Source organism: Lentzea guizhouensis, from assembly GCF_001701025.1.
Taxonomy (GTDB): Bacteria; Actinomycetota; Actinomycetes; order Mycobacteriales; family Pseudonocardiaceae; genus Lentzea; species Lentzea guizhouensis.
In genome coordinates this window covers 5,752,884-5,773,436 of sequence record NZ_CP016793.1, presented here as the reverse complement: position 1 = coordinate 5,773,436, position 20,553 = coordinate 5,752,884, and the positions used below count along the sequence as shown (strand labels likewise).

At 69.3% G+C, this 20,553-nt stretch carries 22 protein-coding genes; 13 read left to right on the top strand and 9 right to left on the bottom strand.

Going from position 1 to position 20,553, the window contains the following annotated elements; translation table 11 throughout:
* Window positions 1–6 precede the first annotated feature (6 nt).
* The 3 genes from BBK82_RS28360 (at window position 7) to BBK82_RS28350 (ending at window position 1,691) form a co-directional block, all read left to right on the top strand.
* The gene (locus BBK82_RS28360; RefSeq protein WP_065917724.1) at window positions 7–714 is read left to right on the top strand and encodes a zf-HC2 domain-containing protein; all 708 of its coding nucleotides are present in this window, start codon (window positions 7–9) and stop codon (window positions 712–714) included.
* Window positions 715–801: 87 nt separating this feature from the next.
* A complete protein-coding gene (locus BBK82_RS28355) occupies window positions 802–1,218 on the top strand; it encodes a hypothetical protein (RefSeq protein WP_065917723.1) in 417 nt (138 codons plus the stop codon).
* A gap of 2 nt (window positions 1,219–1,220) precedes the next feature.
* Window positions 1,221–1,691 carry a YkvA family protein gene (locus BBK82_RS28350; RefSeq protein ID WP_065917722.1) on the top strand — a complete coding sequence of 157 codons (471 nt, stop codon included), beginning with the start codon at window positions 1,221–1,223 and terminating at the stop codon, window positions 1,689–1,691.
* On the opposite strand, the gene BBK82_RS28345 is transcribed toward BBK82_RS28350, so the two are convergent.
* Entirely contained in the window at window positions 1,626–2,111 is a 486-nt protein-coding gene (locus BBK82_RS28345; protein ID WP_218920707.1) for a GNAT family N-acetyltransferase, read from the bottom strand. The two genes, BBK82_RS28350 and BBK82_RS28345, sit on opposite strands and share 66 nt — an antisense overlap.
* A gap of 65 nt (window positions 2,112–2,176) precedes the next feature.
* Between BBK82_RS28345 and BBK82_RS28340 the strand changes: the two genes are divergently transcribed.
* The 3 genes from BBK82_RS28340 to BBK82_RS28330 are packed head-to-tail and all read left to right on the top strand — an operon-like array spanning window position 2,177 to window position 5,267.
* Entirely contained in the window at window positions 2,177–3,325 is a 1,149-nt protein-coding gene (locus tag BBK82_RS28340; RefSeq protein WP_237047623.1) for a PP2C family protein-serine/threonine phosphatase, read from the top strand.
* Window positions 3,322–4,830: a sensor histidine kinase gene (locus BBK82_RS28335; protein ID WP_237047622.1), complete on the top strand. Its 1,509-nt coding sequence runs from the start codon at window positions 3,322–3,324 to the stop codon at window positions 4,828–4,830. The genes BBK82_RS28340 and BBK82_RS28335 overlap by 4 nt, the downstream gene beginning before the upstream one ends.
* On the top strand, window positions 4,827–5,267 hold the full coding sequence (locus tag BBK82_RS28330) for a response regulator (RefSeq protein WP_065917719.1): 441 nt from the start codon (window positions 4,827–4,829) through the stop codon (window positions 5,265–5,267). Before BBK82_RS28335 ends, BBK82_RS28330 begins: the two co-directional genes overlap by 4 nt.
* Here the strand turns inward: BBK82_RS28330 and BBK82_RS28325 are convergent.
* The 3 genes from BBK82_RS28325 to BBK82_RS28320 form a co-directional block, all read right to left on the bottom strand.
* Window positions 5,242–5,682: a ClpX C4-type zinc finger protein gene (locus BBK82_RS28325; protein WP_065917718.1), complete on the bottom strand. Its 441-nt coding sequence runs from the start codon at window positions 5,680–5,682 to the stop codon at window positions 5,242–5,244. The two genes, BBK82_RS28330 and BBK82_RS28325, sit on opposite strands and share 26 nt — an antisense overlap.
* Before the next feature lie 94 nt (window positions 5,683–5,776).
* Window positions 5,777–5,911, bottom strand: a complete 135-nt coding sequence (locus BBK82_RS55845; protein WP_257785390.1) for a hypothetical protein — start codon at window positions 5,909–5,911, stop codon at window positions 5,777–5,779.
* Window positions 5,908–6,633 (bottom strand): lysophospholipid acyltransferase family protein, encoded by a 726-nt coding sequence (locus BBK82_RS28320; RefSeq protein ID WP_237047621.1) that lies wholly within the window; start codon window positions 6,631–6,633, stop codon window positions 5,908–5,910. The genes BBK82_RS55845 and BBK82_RS28320 overlap by 4 nt, the downstream gene beginning before the upstream one ends.
* A gap of 467 nt (window positions 6,634–7,100) precedes the next feature.
* Here BBK82_RS28320 and BBK82_RS28315 point away from each other — a divergent pair, with 467 nt between their 5' ends.
* Window positions 7,101–7,325 (top strand): hypothetical protein, encoded by a 225-nt coding sequence (locus BBK82_RS28315; RefSeq protein ID WP_154697547.1) that lies wholly within the window; start codon window positions 7,101–7,103, stop codon window positions 7,323–7,325.
* Between the two features lie 120 nt (window positions 7,326–7,445).
* On the opposite strand, the gene BBK82_RS28310 is transcribed toward BBK82_RS28315, so the two are convergent.
* Together BBK82_RS28310 and BBK82_RS28305 are read right to left on the bottom strand one after the other, a co-directional pair.
* A complete protein-coding gene (locus BBK82_RS28310; protein ID WP_065917716.1) occupies window positions 7,446–8,435 on the bottom strand; it encodes an MBL fold metallo-hydrolase in 990 nt (329 codons plus the stop codon).
* A gap of 35 nt (window positions 8,436–8,470) precedes the next feature.
* The gene (locus BBK82_RS28305; protein WP_065921414.1) at window positions 8,471–8,740 is read right to left on the bottom strand and encodes a GNAT family N-acetyltransferase; all 270 of its coding nucleotides are present in this window, start codon (window positions 8,738–8,740) and stop codon (window positions 8,471–8,473) included.
* 39 nt (window positions 8,741–8,779) lie between these two features.
* On the opposite strand from BBK82_RS28305, the gene BBK82_RS28300 reads away from it, so the two are divergent.
* The 4 genes from BBK82_RS28300 (at window position 8,780) to BBK82_RS28285 (ending at window position 13,832) form a co-directional block, all read left to right on the top strand.
* Window positions 8,780–9,757 carry an LLM class flavin-dependent oxidoreductase gene (locus BBK82_RS28300; RefSeq protein WP_071812696.1) on the top strand — a complete coding sequence of 326 codons (978 nt, stop codon included), beginning with the start codon at window positions 8,780–8,782 and terminating at the stop codon, window positions 9,755–9,757.
* Between the two features lie 68 nt (window positions 9,758–9,825).
* The gene (locus tag BBK82_RS28295; protein WP_065917715.1) at window positions 9,826–10,311 is read left to right on the top strand and encodes a hypothetical protein; all 486 of its coding nucleotides are present in this window, start codon (window positions 9,826–9,828) and stop codon (window positions 10,309–10,311) included.
* A 217-nt stretch (window positions 10,312–10,528) separates the two neighbouring features.
* Window positions 10,529–11,317 carry an ABC transporter ATP-binding protein gene (locus BBK82_RS28290; protein WP_065917714.1) on the top strand — a complete coding sequence of 263 codons (789 nt, stop codon included), beginning with the start codon at window positions 10,529–10,531 and terminating at the stop codon, window positions 11,315–11,317.
* A gap of 16 nt (window positions 11,318–11,333) precedes the next feature.
* Complete coding sequence (locus BBK82_RS28285) at window positions 11,334–13,832, top strand: ABC transporter permease (protein WP_237047620.1); 2,499 nt, start codon at window positions 11,334–11,336, stop codon at window positions 13,830–13,832.
* 5 nt (window positions 13,833–13,837) lie between these two features.
* Here the strand turns inward: BBK82_RS28285 and BBK82_RS28280 are convergent, their stop codons facing one another.
* On the bottom strand, window positions 13,838–14,362 hold the full coding sequence (locus BBK82_RS28280) for a helix-turn-helix domain-containing protein (protein WP_237047619.1): 525 nt from the start codon (window positions 14,360–14,362) through the stop codon (window positions 13,838–13,840).
* Window positions 14,363–14,430: 68 nt separating this feature from the next.
* Here BBK82_RS28280 and BBK82_RS28275 point away from each other — a divergent pair, with 68 nt between their 5' ends.
* On the top strand, window positions 14,431–15,588 hold the full coding sequence (locus BBK82_RS28275; protein WP_237047618.1) for an erythromycin esterase family protein: 1,158 nt from the start codon (window positions 14,431–14,433) through the stop codon (window positions 15,586–15,588).
* A gap of 128 nt (window positions 15,589–15,716) precedes the next feature.
* Here the strand turns inward: BBK82_RS28275 and BBK82_RS28270 are convergent, their stop codons facing one another.
* On the bottom strand, window positions 15,717–16,547 hold the full coding sequence (locus BBK82_RS28270) for a dienelactone hydrolase family protein (protein WP_065917710.1): 831 nt from the start codon (window positions 16,545–16,547) through the stop codon (window positions 15,717–15,719).
* 184 nt (window positions 16,548–16,731) lie between these two features.
* On the opposite strand from BBK82_RS28270, the gene BBK82_RS28265 reads away from it, so the two are divergent.
* Window positions 16,732–18,657, top strand: coding sequence for an endo-beta-N-acetylglucosaminidase (locus BBK82_RS28265; protein WP_154697546.1), 1,926 nt, complete (start codon window positions 16,732–16,734; stop codon window positions 18,655–18,657).
* Here the strand turns inward: BBK82_RS28265 and BBK82_RS28260 are convergent.
* Window positions 18,641–20,359: a discoidin domain-containing protein gene (locus BBK82_RS28260; RefSeq protein WP_065917708.1), complete on the bottom strand. Its 1,719-nt coding sequence runs from the start codon at window positions 20,357–20,359 to the stop codon at window positions 18,641–18,643. The two genes, BBK82_RS28265 and BBK82_RS28260, sit on opposite strands and share 17 nt — an antisense overlap.
* Between the last annotated feature and the right edge of the window lie 194 nt (window positions 20,360–20,553).

Genomic DNA, 20,553 nt, shown 5'->3' with positions numbered 1-20,553 from the left:
GCCTACGTGCTCGGCATCCTCGATGCCGATGAGGTGGAGGCGTTCGAGAACCACCTGACCGAATGTCGGCGGTGCGCTCTTGACCTGCGCGACTTCGCGGTGGTGCCGGACCTCATCGACGAGGCCGACGCGGGCGGGATGCTGCGCGGAACAGCTCCGGAACGCCCGGACGGCAAGTCGGTGCGCGTGATGCTGGACGCGGTCGCCGCCAGGCGCAGGCGCAGGCGGTGGTTCGTCGCCCAGGGCGTCGCCGCTGCGGCCGCCGGTGTCATCGCCGTGACCGCCGTGGTCACGACGCTGGTGGTGGGTGGCAACGACAACGGCTCGAACCAGGCCGGCGGTACGCAGAACCCCAGCACGTCGACCTCCCAGACGAGGGTGGCGAACAACTCCACCGACTCGTCGATGCAGGTGCAGCAGCAGGACCCGAACAGCGGCGTCTTCACCAAGATCACCGCGTCCGACGAGCCCTGGGGCACGTCGATGGACATCGAGGTCAGCGGCATGTCCGGGCCCTCGAAGGGTTCGCTCGTCGCGGTCGGCGGCGCCGGTCGCGTCGCCCAGGTCACCTCCTGGTTCGCACCGGAACCCGTGGCGGGCGACAAGAAGACGATCCGCCTGCAGGCGAACGTGGCCATGCGCTGGCACGAGATCGCCTCGTTCCGGATCCACGACGAGAACGGCAAGACGCTGCTCGAGGTCGTCGCCTCCTGACACCTCGCGGCGCCCAGACCACCTGCCCCCACCGGATCCGTGAGATCCTGTGGGGGCAGTTGTCGTTTCTGTCGAGAGGCTGTCCACGTGGCGATTGGCCCGTCCGCGGTCGAACGTTGGCCCGAACTGTCCACACAGGAGCTGCGCGCGCAGGTCGCGAAGCTCGTCTCCGCCCGGTTGCCGGGTGATCACGCGGTGTGGCAGGCGGTCCGGCGGCACCCCGCACTGGTCGCGCGCATCCGCGGTGTCCTCTCCGGACTCGCGGCCTCCGCGGCCGGCAGCAAGGACGAGGCGATGCAGAAGGTCTGGATCTCCAAGGCCAGGCAGGCACTCGACGTCACCACGCCGGCTCCGGTGAGGACCGCGCGCAAGCCCGTGGCGAAGGAGGTTCCCGCGGCGGCGGAGGACGAGGCACCGGACCGGGTGCTCGACTTCGCGCAGCCGGAACCGCAGAAGCAACCACCCAAGGTCATCCCGACGATGCTGTTCCAGGAGCCGAGTTAGCGATGATCGTCTTCGGAGCGTTCGTCTCCCTGTCCGGCCTGCTGATCCTCCTGCTGCGCGACGCGCCGCTCGGTGGCCTCAGCCCGACCCCCGTCGGCTGGGTGATGATCGCCCTGGGCCTCGTGGCCGCGGCGGTGGGCGTGGTGCGCTACCGCCGCAAACGCGCCAGGGGTGTGCCGGGGCCGATCGGCAACCCGATCACCCGCGCCAAGGCCCTCCCGCGGTTGTGGAAGGCGTGGCGCAGCGGCAAGTACCCGCAGCTGCCCCGCAACCAGCTCGCCATGTGGGCGGTGGCGCTGGTGTACCTGGTGTCGCCGATCGACATCGTGCCGGAGCTGCTGCCGGTGATCGGTGTCACCGACGACGCGGGTGTGCTGGTGTGGCTGCTCAGCAGCCTGTCGGTGGCATCAGGCACGTTCCTGCGCTGGGAGAAGGACCATCGCGACCCTGCGCGCGGGATCGAGGCCCCGTGAGGCCTCCTCGCGCATGATCCCGGCGAGGCCCGGTGAGGGGTCGGTGACCTCGCGGAACCCGAGGCGCTCGTAGTAGGGGGCGTTCCAGGGCACGTCCCGGAACGTGGTCAACGTCACGCTGCCGCCGGCCGGCGTCACGTGCTCGATCAGCGCCGCGCCGATTCCCTGCCGCGCGCACGACGGGTGCACGCTGACCTGGTGGACGTGCGTCACACCGTCCACGGCACCGACCGCGATGAACGCGACGGGCACCCCCTGGGCACCCACCGCGACCCAGACCTCGTGCTCTGCCAGCGCTTCCAGCGTCATCGGGGCGTCGTCGGCGATCTCGGGCATGCCCACGTCCCGGAACGGTTCGCCGGAGGCGACTTCGATCTCCTGGAGGTACGGCAGTTCGGCTGGTTGGGCGAGGCGGATCAACACGCCAGCCATCCTGGTAGGTCGGACACCGACCTCGCAGCCGAATGACGTTAAAGTCCGACGCGATGCGAACCAAGACCGTGCGCGTCCTCCTGGTCGAGGACGACGATGGCGACGCGCTGCTCGTCGAGGCACTCCTCGACGAGGCGAACGCGCCTTTCATCATCACGCGTGCCCGCACGCTGGCGGAAGCGGAGACCCTGCTCGCCGACGCGGAGTGCGTGCTGCTCGACCTCGGCCTGCCCGACTCGCAGGGCTCGGACGGCCTGCACCGGCTGCTGAAGAAACCGGGCGCCCCCGCGATCCTGGTGCTCACCGGTCTGGACGACGAACGCGAGGGCATCGACGCGGTCGCCGCGGGTGCCGAGGACTACCTCGTCAAGGGCCAGGTCGACGGCGAGCTGCTGCTGCGCGGTGTGCGGTACGCGGTCGAGCGGCGCAGGGCCGACGACGCCCAGCGCAAGCTGCGCGAGGCCACCCTGGTCGCCCAGGAGCGGTCCCGGCTGGAACGCGGCCTGCTCCCTCCCCCGCTGCTCAAGGGCTCCGACCTGGACCTGGAGGTCCGCTACCAGCCCGGTGGCCAGCGGATGCTGCTCGGCGGCGACTTCTACGACGCGGTCGGCCTGCCGGACGGCACGGTGCACGCGATCATCGGCGACGTCTGCGGCCACGGGCCCGACGAGGCCGCGCTGGGCGTCTGCCTGCGGATCGCGTGGCGTGCGCTGGTGCTGGCCGGCGCGCCGCCGGAGAAGGTGCTGCGCACGCTCGACCAGGTCCTGGTCGCGGAACGGCACGGCGAGGGCATCTTCACCACGGCGTGCATGGTGACCGTGGCACCGGACCGGCGGTCCGCCCGCTACTTCCTGGCCGGGCACCCCGAGCCGTTGCTGGTCGTGGGCGAGCAGATCGTGGACCTGCCGCAGTCGAAGATCGGGGTGCCGCTCGGCGTGCTGCCCGACTACGCGTGGACCGGCGTGGACGTGCCGCTCCAGCCCGGCTGGTCGCTCGTCTGCTACACCGACGGGCTGATCGAGGGCCGGGTGCCCGACGACACCGACCGGCTCGGCGTCGAGCGCTTGTGCGAGATCGTGCAGGACCAGCTGCAGCACGACACCACGGGGTGGCTCGATCCGGTGATCGCGGAGGTTACGCGGCTCAACGGCGGGGAACTGGACGACGACATGGCCGTGCTGTTGCTGAAGGACCCCAGGTGAAACTGTCCGACCGGGTGCCGGCCAGCAGGATGCTGGTCATCATCGTCACGGTCCTGCTGGTGATGACCGCTGTCGCGATCTCCTCGACGGTGATCGCCCTCGACTCGCTCGGTTCCGCCCGCGAGCGTGCCGTCGGCGCGATCGAGCCGGCCGCCCGCGAGGCGAAGGACCTCAACCGATCACTGCTGGACCAGGAGACCGGCCTGCGCGGCTACGTGCTGACCGGTGAGCTGTCGTTCCTCACGCCGTACAGCGACGGCCAGAGCGCCGAGCGCAGGGCCGCGGACGCCGTGCGCGGGCACGTCGGCGACCTGAACGGCCGGGTGGGGCGCATCGAGTCGCTGGCGCGGCAGTGGCGGGAGGAGTACGCCGAGCTCACGATCGCGAACATCCGCCACTCCGGCCCGGCGCTGGCTCCCCCGCAGGACACCGACCGCGGCAGGGTGATCTTCGACCAGCTGCGCGCCGAGGTGGCCGGGCTGCAGACCGACATCGGTGAGCTCAGCCAGGCCGCCCGCGACGAGCTCGACCGCGCGGCGAGCCTGGTGTTGTGGCTGGTCATCGGCATGGGCGTGCTGCTGGTCGCGGTGATCGGCGGCCTGTCGGCACTGCTGCACCGCCTGCTGATCGGCCCGCTCGCGAGCCTCGCCGAGCAGGTCAGGCAGGTCGCGTCCGGCGACTTCCACCACGAGATCGACGTGCACGGCCCGCTCGAGACGGTGATGCTCGGCGACGACGTCAACACCATGCGCCACCGGATCGTGCAGGAGCTCGCCACCCTCGACGCGGCCAAGACCGAGCTGCAGCGCTCGAACTCCGAGCTGGAGCAGTTCGCCTACGTGGCCTCGCACGACCTGCAGGAACCGCTGCGCAAGGTGGCGTCGTTCTGCCAGCTGCTGCAACGCCGCTACGGCGGCCAGCTCGACGAGCGCGCCGACCAGTACATCGGTTTCGCGGTCGACGGCGCCAAGCGGATGCAGGGCCTGATCAACGACCTGCTGGCGTTCTCCAGGGTCGGCCGGATCACCCGCGAACGCACGGCCGTCGATCTCAACCAGACCGTGAACCACCTGGTGGACAGCTTCTCCGAGCGCATCGAGGAGACGCACGCGACCCTCGTGGTCGGCGACCTGCCCTCCGTGCGCGGCGAGCCGAGCCTGCTCAGCGCCGTGTTCCAGAACCTGATCAGCAACGCGCTGAAGTTCAAGGGCCAGGACGCGCCGATCGTCAACATCGAGGCGGAGCGCGACGGCGACATGTGGAAGTTCTCGGTGCACGACAACGGCATCGGGATCGAGCCGGAGTACGCTGACCGGATCTTCGTCATCTTCCAGCGCCTGCACCCGAAGGACGCGTATCCGGGTACGGGCATCGGGCTGGCGATGTGCCGGAAGATCGTCGAATACCACGGCGGCACGATCTGGCTGAAGACCGATGTGGACTCCGGTACGCGGTTCGAGTTCACGCTGCCCGCCGACGACCAGCCTGAGGAAGCAAACGCATGAACGAGGCACCGCTGTCCGTGATCGACGTCCTGCTGGTCGAGGACGACCCCGGCGACGCGCTGATGACGCAGGAGGCGTTCGAACACCACAAGATCCGCAACCAGCTGCACGTGGTGAAGGACGGCGTGGAGGCGCTGGAGTTCCTGCGCCGCGAGGGCAAGTACGCGGACGCGCCCCGGCCGGGCCTGATCCTGCTGGACCTCAACCTGCCCCGCAAGGACGGCCGTGAGGTGCTGGCCGAGGTCAAGGCGGACGCCGAGCTGCGGTCCATCCCGGTCGTGGTGCTGACGACGTCGGAGGCGGAGGAGGACGTCCTGCGCAGCTACAGCCTGTACGCCAACGCCTACGTGACGAAGCCGGTGGACTTCGACCGGTTCATCGAGGTGGTGCGGCAGATCGACGACTTCTTCGTCACCGTGGTGAAGCTGCCGCGCTGATCACGGCCGCGCTGAAGTCCAGGCACGAGCGGCAGATCCGGGCCTCGGCACCTTCGTGCACCGCCTTGGTCTCACCGCAGAACGAGCACGTGCCCTCCCCCGCCACCTCCGCCGCGGCGACGCAGCCGTCGCAGATCAGCGCGGCGGGCCCCGCCATCAGCTCGGCCACGTGGTCGGCCCCGCGCCCACAGAACCAGCACCGCTCCACGCGCTTGGACTGCTCGACGATCTGGTGGACGCGCTGGTGGCTCATCTTCAGCGCCTCGGCGATCTCCCGCATGGAGCCACCGGCGCGGTGCAGCCGCAGCACGGTGTGGTGGTACACCGCCTTGGCGATGTCGGCCTGGGACTGGGCCGCGGCCGCGCCGGCGCCGGCCTTGCGGGCGGCGGTGAGCAGCTCCTCGTCCAGGGTCACGCTGTCTAGCGTAGCTAGACGCGTCTAGTGCGTCTAGACGGTGTCCTGCGGGCCCGAGCAGCTGTCGCGGACCCACAGGGCACCGTCCAGACGGTCAGTCGACGCTCAGCACGATCAACGGGTCGTCGTCAGCCTGCACGACCCACTGCTGCTCCTCGCGCGGTTCCGGGATCACGGGCGCCCATAAGCCGTCGCCGCCGGGCCTGATTGTGTCCTTGGGCAGAGTCATACCTTGCGGCTACCCGCCTGCTCGGAACGTATGCCCGTCAGCATGGTCGTAATCGCGTCCATGACCCGCGAAGTCGCCTCGTCGAGCACGGCAGCGGTCAGTTCGCGGTCGTAGAGGTCGGACAGGTCCACCGGCGCACCCGCCACCACCTCGACCCTCTTGCGCGGCCACAACCGGGGCAGCACAGTGCCCCTGGGCAGCAGGTCCTGGGTGCCCCACTCGGCGACCGGGACCACCGGGACGCGGCTTTCCAGGGCCATCCGCGCGACGCCGGACTTGCCCTTCATCGGCCAGTTCCCGGGGTCGTCGGTGAAGGTGCCCTCGGGGAACACCATCACGCACTCCCCCGCCCGCAGGGCCTCCACGGCGGGCTTCAGCGCGTCCGCCGCCTTGACCGTGCCGCGTTCGACCGGGATGTGGCCGCCGGAGCGCATGACCCGGCCGAACACCGGCATGCGCCACAGCGAGGCCTTCGCGAGGATGCGCGGCACGCGGTTCGACATCAGCGCGAACACGACGGCGGCGACCGTGTCCGAGTTGGACAGGTGGTTGAACGCGAGGATCACGCCACCGGTGCCGGGCACGTGCTGGCGGCCGCGCACGCGCAGGCGGACGAACACCACGACGACCGGCCAGAGGACGTCGATGGCCAGGGAGAACCAGAAACCTCTGCCTCGTCGTGGCATCTTCCACGTCCAGGCGGCGAGCTCGAGCGGGGTCACGCCTGGTATTCCAACACGCGGACCCGGGACTGGTCCCGGGTTCAGCTGAACACAGGAAATCTGGGCTTCCCGAAGATGTCGACATCCTGAGAACGATCCCACCATCACCAATCAAACACGCTTGATCGCGGTTCTTCGTTATTCCGAGATGGCAGACTTCGTCCTCCTCCGAATCCTACCGCTCAGTTAATGTTAAATACTAATTCGTCTGGAATAGACCGAGCCATCCTCATGTTGCATTGCTACAGAAAGTAGTGCCTGAATACACTGATGGCTGACTGCTTCGCAGCCGCAGTCGCCTTAACGTGGCTTTTCGTTCGCTGGAACGGATGCGCACGAATTCGAATGGAAGTGGGCTAATGGGTAAAATCGGAATCGCTGTCACTGCGCTCGCACTGGGCGCTGGCCTGACTGTGTCCGGCGGTGTGGCGACGGCTGCCAGTTCCGTCGAGGCGAGCAAGGGCGGTGTGGGCATTCAGTGCACGCGCCAGTACGTGCTGACGAGGAACGCCGACCTCCGCAGCAGCCCCGGCGGGGCGGTGATCGCGTACGGCATCACCGGCGACAAGTTCAACGTTCCCAGCGCCTCGGGGACCTGGTACCCGGGCAACCTCTACGACCAGTACAACACGCACTTGGGGTACGGCTACCTCCTGGCCTCCTCGCTCGCTTACACCGGCGTCTGCTTCTGATTGCACCAATTGGGGAGGTCGGATAATTCCGGCCCAATGGAGCGCGGCTGCGAGTCGCAACGAGACGCAAGAACAACTGAGTAGGGCTGTCAGCCTCTGACTGACAGCCCTACTCAGGTGTCAGAGCAGGTATTCGAACACGCCCGCGGTCTCCGTCCGGGTCAGTTCGCCACGTTCGACCAGGACGTCGAGGTGCGCGGCCGTCTCCCCGATCGCGAGCACCTGGTTGAACATGTCCAGGTCGTCGAACCGGCGCTGGCGGCGGGTCCAGCCGATCTTGCGGGCCGTCTCGAACGCGGTGCCGGCGACGGCCTTGCCGATCTCGTCGAGGCGCTGCTCGTGGAAGTGCAGCAGCTCGTCGACGCGGGCGTGTGAGCTGTCGGTCACCGGGCCGTGTGCAGGCAACAGCTTGAGGTCCGGCAACGCGCGCGTGAGCCTCAACGACGTCATGTAGTCGCCCAGCGGCAGTTCGGGGCGCAACGGCTCGAAGCCGATCGACGGCGTGATGTGCGGCAGCACGTGGTCACCGGAGAACAGGACCTTGGCGGTGTGGTCGACGAACACGACGTGGCCGCGGGTGTGTCCTGGTGTCGGGACAACCTCCAGCCTGCGGTGCTCCAGGTCGAGGGTCGACGCGGTGAGCCACTCGTCGGGTTCCTCGTAGTCGCGCAGGGCCTCGCCGCGGTCGACGTGGTGCATGATCTTGACCCACGTCTCCGCCAGCTCGGCGGCGCCCCACCGGCGCAGGTCGGTGACGTGCTGGTCGTCCTGGCCGTGCAGCATGTGCAGCAACGACGGCTGCTCGCCGAGGCCCAGGCCGATCTTGCTGCCGAACACGCGCCGCAGCGACACGGCCATGGTGAAGTGGTCGCGGTGCACGTGGGTGACGAGGAACCGGCGGATGTCCTCGAAGCCCTTGCCCAGGGTGCCGAGCGCGGCCTCCAGCTGGTCGCGGGCCTCGTCCAGGGCCCAGCCGGAGTCGACCATCACGAGGCCGTCGCCGTCCTCGATCGCGTAGACGTTGACCGCGCGCAGCCCGTCGTTCGGCAGCGGCAGCGGGATGCGGTGCACACCTGGTGCCACCTCGAACGCGCCCGGCTCACTCCACACGCCCGCTCACCTCGTTGTTTAGCGCCTGCAACTATCTACCGGACGGTAACACGGTATTCGGGGTGTTTGTCGATGTACTTCGCCACGAACGGGCACAGCGGGGAAACCTTTACCCCACGGGACTGAACATCGTCCAGTGCGAACTTGGCGAGCTGCCCTCCGAGCCCCTGCCCGGCGTAGGCGTCGTCGACCTCGGTGTGCACGAGGGCGAGGACACCGCCGACGGTCCGGTACTCCAGGAAGCCGGCGAGCTCGCCGTCGACGTGGACCTCGTAGCGGCTCTCGGCCTCGTTGTGGGTGACCATGCCGACCATCTAACCCCGCGCGCTGGAAAAATGACGGCCATGGACGTCTACCTGCTGATCCTGGGTGACCACCTGCCCAACCCGTGCACGGGCGAGGAGGTGTCCCAGGCCGACCGGCTGCGGGCGATGGTCGAGCAGGCCGTGGTGGCCGAGGAGGCGGGGTTCGCGGGCGTCGCGATCGGCGAGCACCACTTCACCCGCTACATCGTCTCCGCGCCCGAGCTGCTGCTCGCCTCCGTGGCGGCGCGGACGTCCAGGCTGCGGCTGTCCACCGGCGTCACGCTGCTCGCCCACCGCGACCCGGTGCTGGTGGCGGAGGCGCTCGCCACGCTCGACGTGCTGTCGAGCGGCCGCGCGGAGCTGATCGTGGCACGCGGGGTGGACCAGCAGACCGACGCGGCGTTCGGCGTGCAGCCGGGCGAGCTGCGGGCGAGGTTCGAGGAGCACCTGCGGTTGCTGCTCAAGCTGCTGGAGGAGCCGGAGGTGAGCTGGGACGGGCGGTTCCGCGGCCAGCTGACCGACGTGACGACCACGCCGCGCCCCGTGCAGAAGCCGCGGCCGACGGTGTGGATCGGGTCGGGCTCCGCGGTGTCGGCGGACCTCGGCGCCGAGCTGGAGATGCCGCTGATGCTGCCGTCCACGTTGCGCGACCCGTCGATCTACCGCGAGGTGGTGCAGCGCTACCGCGAACGCTTCCCGTCGGGCCGGGTGGGCGTGCCGAGCCACGTGTTCGTGGCGGAGTCGGACGCGCGCGAACGCTGGCGGCCGCACCTGGCGGAGTACGCGCGGTTCGCGGACCCGTGGCGCGGGGACGGCGACATCGACGTCGACGAGATCATGGAGGGCGCTGCGGTCTGCGGGACGCCGGACGAGGTGGCGGCGCGGCTGAACTCGTTGGCGCGGACGCTGTCCATCGACACGCACCTGGTGATGGTGGACATCGGGGGCATGCCGCACGAGTCGGTCATCGAGACGATCCGGCTGTTCGGCGCCGAGGTGCTGCCGAAACTTGTTTGATGGCTGACGGCCACGGCATTAACACCAACGCTGCGTTGGCTTAACACGGGTCGGCCAGCATTGAACGCGTGGGCATCACGGTCATCGGCATCACGCATCCAGGACAGGTCGGGGCACTCCCCGACGGCACGAACGTGCTGGTGCTGGCCGATGACGGCACGTACGCCGACGAGTTCCTCGACACCGACTTCGGCGCGCACCAGTTCGTGGTGCGGGCTTTCGGCCGTGGGTCGGCGTTCTTCGGGGTGGTGGACAAGGCACGTGAGCTGGGTGCGGAGCGGATCCTCTTCGGTGGCGCGAACGACTCCGCCGCCGCGTTCGCCACCGGGGAGGATCCCGTGCTCGTGCTGGGCGTGCGCCCGCCGGGCGGCCCGATCGCGCTGAACGCCGCGTTCGCGCAGTGGCTGGACCGCTGGCCCCGCCCCGCGAACGCCTACCACGGCGACGTGGACCACTGGCTCGCCGCGAACGCGTTGCGCGAGGGCCTCCGGGTGGAATTGGTTTCGTGGCGGATGGACCCGACCGTCCCGATGCGACGGAAGTTGACCGCGTAGTCATCCGAAGGCTGAAGACGCTGCGCCACCGGTGAAATACGCTTCTCCCGCGGCCACGCGAAGACGCGCACGCACCGCAGCTGAGAGGTTTCTCAGCGTGCCCGTGTTGGGGTACGGGCAGACCGGTTTCAGGGTTGGTCTCAGGGGAAGACCTGACCTCCGGTGCGGCCGCGTCACCGAAGATGGTGCGCAAGATTCCCACAGGAGGGGCAGACAGGTGAGCGCGTCCGATGGAGTCGCGGCGAGAGCCGTCGACGTGTGGAAGGAATACGGGTCCGGCGACGCCGCCGTGACCGCGCTCGCGGGGGTGAGCGTCGAGTTGGAGCGGTCGCGGTTCACCGCGATCATGGGTCCGTCGGGGTCGGGCAAGTCGACGCTGATGCACTGCCTCGCGGGGCTGGACGACGTCACGCGTGGCGAGGTGTGGGTCGGTGACACGAAGGTCACCGGGTTGCGGGACAAGGGGCTCACCGAGCTTCGGCGCGACAAGGTGGGGTTCATCTTCCAGCAGTTCAACCTGCTGCCGACGCTGACGGCGGAGGAGAACATCACGCTGCCGCTCGCGATCGGCGGCAAGAAGGTCGACCAGGCGTGGTTCGACGTCGTCGTGGACACGGTCGGTCTGCGCGACCGGCTGTCGCACCGGCCGACGCAGCTCTCGGGTGGTCAGCAGCAGCGAGTGGCGTGTGCGCGGGCACTGGTGTCCCGGCCGGACGTCGTGTTCGCGGACGAGCCGACCGGCAACCTGGACTCGCAGTCCGGTGCCGAGGTGCTCGGGTTCCTGCAGCGGTCCGCGCGCGAGTTCGGTCAGACGATCGTGATGGTCACGCACGACCCGAACGCCGCGTCGTACGCCGACCGCGTCATCTTCCTCAAGGACGGCCACATCGTCCGCGAGCTGCTGTCGCCGTCGGCCGACGAGGTCCTGGAGACCATGAAGCACCTCGACTCCGTCCAGGTTGCCGGGTCCCAGGTGGTCCAGCACAGCGGCAGCAGCCGTGTTTAAGGCGACGATCAAGAGCTTGCTGTCGCGCAAGCTCCGGTTGGTGCTGTCCGCGCTCGCGGTGGTGCTGGGCGTGATGTTCGTGTCCGGTTCGTTCGTCCTGACCGACACGCTGCAGAGGTCGTTCACCGACCTGTTCTCGTCGGCGTTCGCCAATGTGGACGTCTCGGTGGCTCCGAAGCAGGAGAAGGGCAAGGAGCCGCAACCCCTGACGCCGCAGGCGATCGCCGACGTGAAGGCGGTGCCGGGCGTGGCGTCGGCCTTCGGTGAGGTGCAGGGCTCCGCCCGGCCGATCGGCAAGAACGGCAAGGTGATCACCACCTCCGGCGCGCCGCGGTTCGGCACCAACTGGACGGGCAACGGCCAGGAGACGATCCGCGAGGGCAAGGCACCCGCCGCGGACAACGAGGTCGTCGTCAACGCCTACCTCGCGTCGACCGGCGGTTTCAGGGTGGGCGACGACATCGCGCTGCTCACCCTGGAGCCGAAGAAGACCTTCAAGGTCACCGGTATCTACGGGTACGCGGGCGGGCGCGACTCGCTCGGCGGTGAGCTGTCGGTGGCGTTCACCGAACCCGTGGCGCAGCAGCTGTTGCTGGGCAAGAAGGACGTGTTCTCGTCGGTCACCGTGACCGCGGCCCAGGGCACGTCCGACGACGCCCTGCGCGACGCCGTCGCGGCGAAGCTAGGTTCCGGCTACGAGGTGAAGACCGGTGCCGTGCTCGCGAAGGAGCAGTCGGACCAGATCAACGAGGGGCTGAAGTTCTTCAACTACGTGCTGCTCGGGTTCGCCGGCATCGCGTTGTTCGTCGGCATCTTCATCATCCTCAACACGTTCTCCATCATCGTCGCCCAGCGCACGCGGGAGCTCGCGCTGCTGCGGTCGATGGGTGCCTCCCGCGGGCAGGTCATCGGCTCGGTGGTGCTGGAGGCGTTGGTGATCGGCCTGATCGCGTCGATCGTCGGCCTCGGGGCAGGGGTCGGCATCGGTGCGCTGCTGGCGAAGATCTTCAGCTCGGTGGGCGGCACCAACCTGCAGCTGGCGGGCATCGGGGTGCCCATGTCGGCGATCATCTCGTCGTTCGCGGTCGGCATGGTCGTCACCGTGGTCGCGGCCGTGATGCCGGCGCTGCGGGCGTCGCGGATCGCGCCGGTCGCGGCGATGCGCGAGGCGGCCACGCCGGACCGGCCGCTCACGAAGATCACGATCACCGGTGCGCTGGTGGCCGCGGCGGGTGGCACGGCGCTGGCGTTCGGGTTCCGGCAGGCGTCGCTGCCGCTGATCTTCGGCGGCATCCTGGTGGCGTTCGTCGGTGTCGCGCTGCTGACCCCGATCCTGTCCAAGCCGATGGTGTCGCTGATCGGCCGGTTGCTGTCGTGGTCGATGCCGGGCCTGCTGGGCCGGCGCAACTCCGCCCGCAACCCGCGCCGCACCGCCATCACGGCGGCGGCGCTGATGGTCGGCATCTCGCTGATCACCGGCGTGAGCGTGGTGCTGACGTCGGCGACCAAGTCGATCGAGAAGCTGGCCTCCGGTCAGCTGCAGACCGACCTGATCATCTCCGGCGAGGGCCAGATGGATGGCCAGCCGGCGACGTTCCAGCGCGACGTGCTGACCAAGATCGAGCAGACCGACGGCGTGCGGTCGGCGGTCGGCTGGTCGCAGGACGGCGTGCTGCAGGGTGAGGACCAGCTGTTCGCGGTCGGCGTCAACGACGTGCCGGGGCTCGCGACGATGTTCGCGTTGAAGCCGAAGGCCGGTGAGATCACCGCGCTGAAGGACGACCAGCTCGCGCTGCCGGAGGAGATGGCGGCCGAGAAGGGCTGGACGGTCGGCAGCAAGGTGTCGCTGCAGCTGGCCAAGGCCGCGGAGCCGCAGACGTTCACGGTCGGCTTCATCTGGGTCAGGTCGCAGGTGCTGCAGGGTGCGCTCGTGCTGCCGGAGTCGGCGGGCCGCAACTTCCGGTCCGACCAGATCGCCCAGGCGTTCGTGCAGGTGAAGCCGGGGACGAACGTGGCCGATGTGCAGAAGCGCGTCGAACCGTTGCTCGCGGACAACCCGGAGATCACCGTGCAGGACCGCAGCGGGTTCGTGAAGCAGACGACCTCGCAGTTCGACACGGTCCTGCTGATGATCCAGATCCTGCTGGCGCTGGCGATCCTGATCGCCGTGCTGGGCGTCATCAACACCCTGGCGCTCTCGGTGATCGAACGGACCCGTGAGCTGGGCCTGCTGCGCGCCATCGGCATGCGGCGCTCGCAGGTGATGCGCATGATCACCGTCGAGTCGGTGGTGATCTCGGTGTTCGGCGCGGTGCTGGGCCTCGCGGTCGGCGTCGCACTGGGCGTGGCGACCGTGCAGGCGCTCAAGGACCAGGGCATCGGGGAGCTCGGCTTCCCGTGGCTGACCATGGTGCAGTACCTGGTGGTGGCCGCGTTCGTGGGCGTGGTCGCGGCGATCCTGCCGGCGATCAGGGCGGCCCGGCTGAACGTGCTGGACGCGATCGCCTACGAGTGACCTGGTCAGGCCTGGTCTGAGGGAAACTGGACCAGGCTCACCAACCGGGGCCGCCGACCGTCACCACGACGGTTGGCGGCCCTTTTCGCGAACACCGCCCGCAACTCCTCCAACATCTCGGCGGCCTCGTCGTCGTCGAGCCACAGCACGCCCTGGCGGTAGGCGACCGCGTCGTCGTAGGGCATCGCGCCCGGCCGGTCGAGGTAGGCGTTGAACTCGGCCAGCAACGCGGCCATCGCGGTGGCGAACCCGGCCCGGTGGTCCTGCAGCGACATCGTCGCGCCCATCTCGGGCGTGATCGTGACCCGGTCCTGGCGCAGCCGGTAGTGCCGTTCGACGGCGCCGCGCACCCGCTTCTCGGCCACGACCTCCAGCACTCCTGCCTCCAGCAGCAACGCCACGTGCCGGTAGACCGACGTCTTGGGCACGTCGCTGAGGCGCTCGCAGATCTCCGCGGTCGTGCGCACGCTCTCGCCGGAGAGGGCGAAGACGACCCGCAGCCGAACGGGGTGCAGCAGGAGTTCCAGCATGTCCACAACGGAACTATCCCACATCCGGTAACGTTCCCAATATTGGGAACAATCGGAGGGGGAGGCTCGTGCGCACGACGCCGTTGGACGACCTGAGCTGGCTGGACGAGGCGATCGGCGACGCCAGAGTGGTGGCGCTCGGCGAGAGCGCGCACTACAACCGCGAGACCTACCTGTTGCGCCACAGGGTGTTCCAGCATCTCGTGGAACGTCACGGGTTCACCGCCTACGCGATGGAAACGGGCTTCACCGAGGCCCGGACGGTCCTCACCGACGACGTGTCACACGCGCTCGCCAACGGCCTGACGTCGTTCACCGGCATCTGGACCGAGATGCGCGCGCACCTGGAGTGGCAGCGCACGACCGACGCGCGGTTCTACGGCATCGACCTCGGCGGCGCCAACGCCTCATTGGTGCCCGGTCTCGCCGCCCTGCCCGGGGTGCCGGACGACCTGCGGGAGACGGCCGCGTTCGGGGCGGAGTCGGCCTACTCGGCGCCTGCCGCGTTCGGCCGGTACGCGGCACTCCCCCAAGCCACGCGGGACGCCTTGACCGCGGGCATCGCGGAGCTGCGCGCCCGGCTGGCCGCCGACCCCGCGGACCCGGCGGTGGTGCGCTCGGCACATCTCGTGGCCGCGCTCGACCTGGTCATCAGGGCGATGGCCCGCGGCGACCAGCGGGAGGCGATGACGGTCAGGGACGCGGCGATGGCCGACACGGTGTCGTGGATCCTCGAACGCGAGGAACGGGTCCTGCTCGTCGCGCACAACGGGCACCTGCAGCGCTGGCCGGGGGTCATGCCGGGGATGGAGGCCATGGTGCCGCTGGGCCTGCACCTGGCCGACCGGCTCGGCGACGACTACCTGGTGATCGGCGCGACCAACGGCACCGGGCAGACACTGCACCACGGGCCGGAGTTCTTCGCGGGCCGGTTCTTCGCCGACCTGCCGGCACCCGAGCCGGGCAGCTTGGACGCGTTCATGGGACAGCACGGCGATGAACCGTTCGCAGTCGACCTGCGCCGCCTGTCCTCGGCCGACGCCGCCGACGTGCGCGCCGCGTCCCGGCAGCGCTTCGGGCCGTTCTACGCGGAGCTCGACGCGACCGTGGCCTACGACCTGGTCGTGCACCTCCCCCACGTCTCCGCGGCCACGTTCGACACCGGTGCCCTGGACGCCTCGCCGGAGGAGGTCAGGAACGTCCTGCGCGCGATCGCCTACGGGTGATGCTGTTCTCGTGTCTGCAAGTACTACCGACTTCGAGTCGGTAGTACTTGCAGACGCCCCAACCCACGGGGCCCGGTGGCCGGCTCGGGGAGCCGGCCACCGGGGCATCGTGCGTGCCGCGGAACGGATCAGGCGTGCGGGCAGGTGTCGCGGTAGGCCGAGATGGCCGTGTTCGGCGCCGGAGCCGGGCAGAGGAACTGGTCGTAGCGGACGTCGTTGTCGACGAACCGCTTGAGCCACGACAGCGTGAACTTGCGGACGGTCACGTTGTCACTGCGCGGGTCCGAGTGGTCGCCGCCCCGCAGCTCCAGGAACGCCTTGTCCGGCGCCGCGGTGATGGAGTTGTAGAACGGCGTGGAGTGCTGCGAGTTCGGCGCGGTCGGGTCGTTCTGGCCGCCGAGCACCAGGGTCGGCACGCCCACGGTCGACCAGTTCTTGGTGGTGTGCCAGGCGGCGAGCGGGATCGAGGCCTGCAGGGCAGGACGCGAGACCGAGGCCCGCAACGCTCCGCCGCCGCCCATCGAGTGGCCCATCACGGCGAGGCGGGAGGCGTCGACGCGCGGGTTCGTGCGGACGGCGTAGTCCAGCGCCGCGAGCAGCTGGCGGCCCCGGCTGTCCGGGTCGTCGAAGCCGGACAACGTGTTGATCGTGACGACCACGAACCCGTAGGACGCGAGACGCGGGCCGAAGTGGGCGACCGAGGACTGGTTGGCGGTGAAGCCGGGTGAGATGGCGACCGCGCCGAAGGTGAGGTCGCTGGTGGGTGTGTAGATGGTGCCGCCGCCGAAGTTCGTCTGGCGGGCGATGGCGGCTTGGGTGACCGCGAACGTGCCGCGGGCAGCTTCCACCGTTGCGGCCGTGGGTGCCGGACCGCGTTCGTAGGGGTTGGCCGCCGCGGTAGCGGTGGCAGCAGGGGTCAGCGCCAGGACGAGCGCCGCGAACACGACTTTGATGCGCACGACAAAAACACCTCAATTGGTTGCAGGGGAACCAAAACGGCGTCCCCAACGCTACCGCTCGGTAGCCCGCCTGGGTTCGGCCACTCGGATGGTTACCGAGCGCAGCTGAACAGGTGATTGTCGTCCGATCAGGTCACCGTGGAGGCGGTATGCGACGACTCAGATGGCGCACAAGGGTGATCAGGTGCCCACTAGGAGACAGTTCCTCGTACTGAGTTCAACGGCAGCGCTAACAAGCCTGCTGCCCGATGCTCCCGCGTCCGCGCTGGCCGACGTCGCCCAGCCGTTCGCGTCTTACTGGCACCCGGCCACGATCCTGAACTGGGATCCCTCGACGGACCGGGACGCGAAGTACAACCGCAGCTCGGTCCCCCTGGCGAAGCGCGTCGTCCCGGCCCGACCGGCCAACGCGCACGCCCACGCGAACGAGGCCCGCGTGCAGGCGCTGGTCGCCTATGCGCCGACCAGCGGCAACCCGGCGCAGGGCGCGCTCGACATGAACTACTACGCCACGAACTACTGGCAGTACATCGACGAGCTGGTGTTCTGGGGCGGCAGCGCCTCCGAGGGCCTGATCCTCGCGCCGAACCCGACCGTCACCGATGCCGCGCACCGCAACGGCGTCAAGGTCATCGGCAACGTCTTCCTGCCGCCGACCGCGTACGGCGGCCAGATCCAGTGGGTGCGCGACTTCGTCAAGCGTGAGGGCGACCGGTTCCCGGTGGCCGACAAGATGATCCAGGTAGCGCGGCACTACGGGTTCGACGGCTGGTTCCTGAACCAGGAGACCGCCGGCGGCAACGCCCAGCTCGCCGCCGACATGCGCGACTTCATCGTGTACATGAAGCGCAGCGGCCTGCGGGTCATCTGGTACGACGCGATGACCGACACCGGCAGCGTCTCCTGGCAGAACGCGCTGACCGCGCGCAACCAGATGTTCTTCGCCCCGTCCGACGAGATGTTCCTGAACTTCTGGTGGAGCGCGCAGGGCCTGCGGAACTCGGCGAACCTGGCGACGCAGATGGGCCGCAGCCCGTACGACCTCGCGTCCGGTGTGGACGTCGAGTCGAACGGTTACAACACGGGCGTCGGCTGGGCCTCGGTCTTCCCCGAGGGCAGGCCGCACACCACCTCGCTCGGCTTCTACCGTCCGGAGTGGACGTTCAAGTCCGCCACGAGCCCGGCCGACTTCTACGCGCGGGACAACAGGTTCTGGGTCGGCCAGAACGGCGACCCGGCCAACACCACGACGACCGCGGCGTGGAAGGGCATCGCCCACCACATCACCGAGCTGACGCCGATCACCAAGCTGCCGTTCGTCACGAACTTCAACACCGGCCACGGCCGCAAGTTCGCCGTCGGCGGCACGGTCCGCTCGACGCAGCAGTGGAACAACCTGGCGCTGCAGGACGTGCTGCCGACGTGGCGGTGGAGCGTCACCGGCACCGGAACGAAGGTCGTGCCGTCGCTCGACTGGGACGACCCGTACGACGGCGGCACCGCGCTGAAGATCACCGGCACGCCTGCCTCCGCCAACGACGTCCGGCTGTTCGCGACCTCGTTGCCGCTCACCGGCAGCAGCCAGTTCGAGGTGGTGCACCGCACCGGCACCGGCCCGTCGCGGCTGCAGGCCGTCCTGCGGATCGGTGACACGGAGGAGGTGCTCGACCTCGGCGGGGTCAGCGGCGGGTGGCGGCGCAGCGTGTTCCCGCTCGGCGAGCACGCCGGCACCACGCTCACCGAGATCACCCTGCGGGTGCTGCCCGGCGGCCCGGTGACCGCGCTGATCGGCCGCATCGGCGTGACCGACCCGGCCATGACCGCACCGGCCCCACCCACGGACATCCGGGTGGAACAGGTGAGCCGCACCAACGCCACGACGGTGTCGGCACGGCTCACCTGGACCCGCTCACCAGGGCAGATCCGGCAGTACCGGGTCTACCAGGCCGGCAACGAGCGGATCTTCCTCGGTGGCACGACGAACGACGCGTACTTCGTGCCCGCGATCCCGTTGACCACCGGCGAGACCGCCCAGATCGAGGTGGAGGCGGTGACCGAGGCGTTCGACGTCTCGCCACCGGCTCGCACGACGGTCACTGGTACACCCTGACGTAGTCCAGCACCATGTCCTGCGGCAGCTGCGTCCCGGCCCCCGGCGGGCCGGGCCAGTCACCGCCCACCGCGTTGTTGATGATGATGAAGAACGGGTGGTCGTAGACCCACGGCCCGCGGGTGGTCTCCAGGACGTTCCGGTCGACGGTGAAGAACCTGTTGCCGTCCACGCTGAACGTCATGTGGCTGGAGTCCCACTCGACCGCGAAGGTCCGGAACGCCGCCGACGCGGGCTGGCCTAGCTCCAGCGGCGACCCGTAGCCGCCCGCACCGAAGTACGCGGGCGCGTGCAGCGTCGAGTACACCCGGTTCGGTTCCTTGCCGACGTGTTCCATGATGTCGATCTCACCGGTGTACGGCCACGGCCTGCGCTGGTCGAAGAAGTCCGCACCCAGCATCCAGAACGCGGGCCACAACCCCTGCGTCGACGACACCTTGATCCGCGCCTCGACCCGGCCGTAGGTGAACGTGAACTTGCCGTAGGTGTTGAGCCGTGCCGAGGTGTACTGGCAGGTCGTGCTGCCGCTGACCGGGTCGACCGGGCACGCCGACCCCGGCGTCACCTCACGGCGGGCCTGCAGCACCAGGTTGCCGTTGCCGTCGTGCCGGGCGTTGTTGTTGTTCGTGTAGTACTGCAGCTCGTTGTTCACGCCGGGCCCGGTCTCGGCCTGCCACTTGGAGCCGTCCGGCGGGGTGCCCGCGGGCGCGTTGAACTCGTCCGACCACACGAGCCTGCCCGGGAACGTCGGGTTCGGCGGCAGCGGCGGAGGCGTCGTCGGCGCCCCGCCCGTGCCGTAGACCTGGAACTCCCACAGCGAGTAGCCGTAGCCGTTCGAGCGGGCCGTGCCGTACATCCGCACGTACCGGCCGGTGCCCGAGACCGTGAGCGTCTCCTTGAAACCGCGACCGGTCGTCGTGGAGTAGATCTCGCGCCAGGTCGAGCCGTTGTCGGAGACCTCGATCCGGTACGCCGTCGCGAACGCCGGGTCCCACTGCAGCACGACCTTGGAGATCTGCGCGGTGGCACCGAGGTCGACGGAGATCCAGCCGGGGTCGACCCAGCCGTTCGTCGCGCTGGTCGCCCAGCGCGTCGCGGGGTCGCGGTCGAACGCCTTGGCCGGCGTGCAGCCGCCGCAGTTCGCGTCGTCCTGGAAGGTCGACGCGCTGCCGGACTTCCCGTACGAGAGCAGGGTTTCTCCGCCGCTGCCACCGTCACGGGTGCCGAAGACCTGGAACTCCCACAGCGAGTAGCCCCACTGGGTCGCCCGCTGGGTCAGGTCGAGCCGGACGTACCGGCCGGTGCCGGTGACCGGGAGGGTCTGCGTGCCGCCGGTGCCGGTCGTGGTGCTGTGCAGGGTGTTCCAGGTCGTGCCGTCGGGTGAGATCCGCAGGGTGAACGCCCTGGCGTGGGCGGCCTCCCAGTTCAGCGTCACCTGGTCGACCCGCGCGGACGAGCCGAGGTCGATCTGGATCCACTGCGGGTCGCCGAACGCGCTGGACCAGCGCGTGCCGAGGTCGCCGTCCACCGCGGAGGTCGCGGCGAACGCGGCGTTCTCGCTGCTGGACGCCGTGACCGGGCGTCCCTGCGAGATCAGCGGACCGGCGGCCGCCGCCTGCGGGCCGGCCGGGACGAACAGGGCGGCCACGGCCAGCGCCGCGACGACGAAAGGGAGTCTTCCGCGTTGAAGCTTTCCTGACATGTGAATGCTCCTGAAGACGGAGAACAGGACGGCGAGAGAGCGCTCTCCGCGACAGGTGCCGATCCGAGAGTCGGGGCACCGGCTGCTCGGTGTCAAGAAAACCGGGACTTCTGAACGTTTCTTGCGGATTGACGCCCTGTTGCGGCCTGCGCCATGCTCGAAGGGCGTGAGAGCGCTCTCCCAATCCTGCTGCG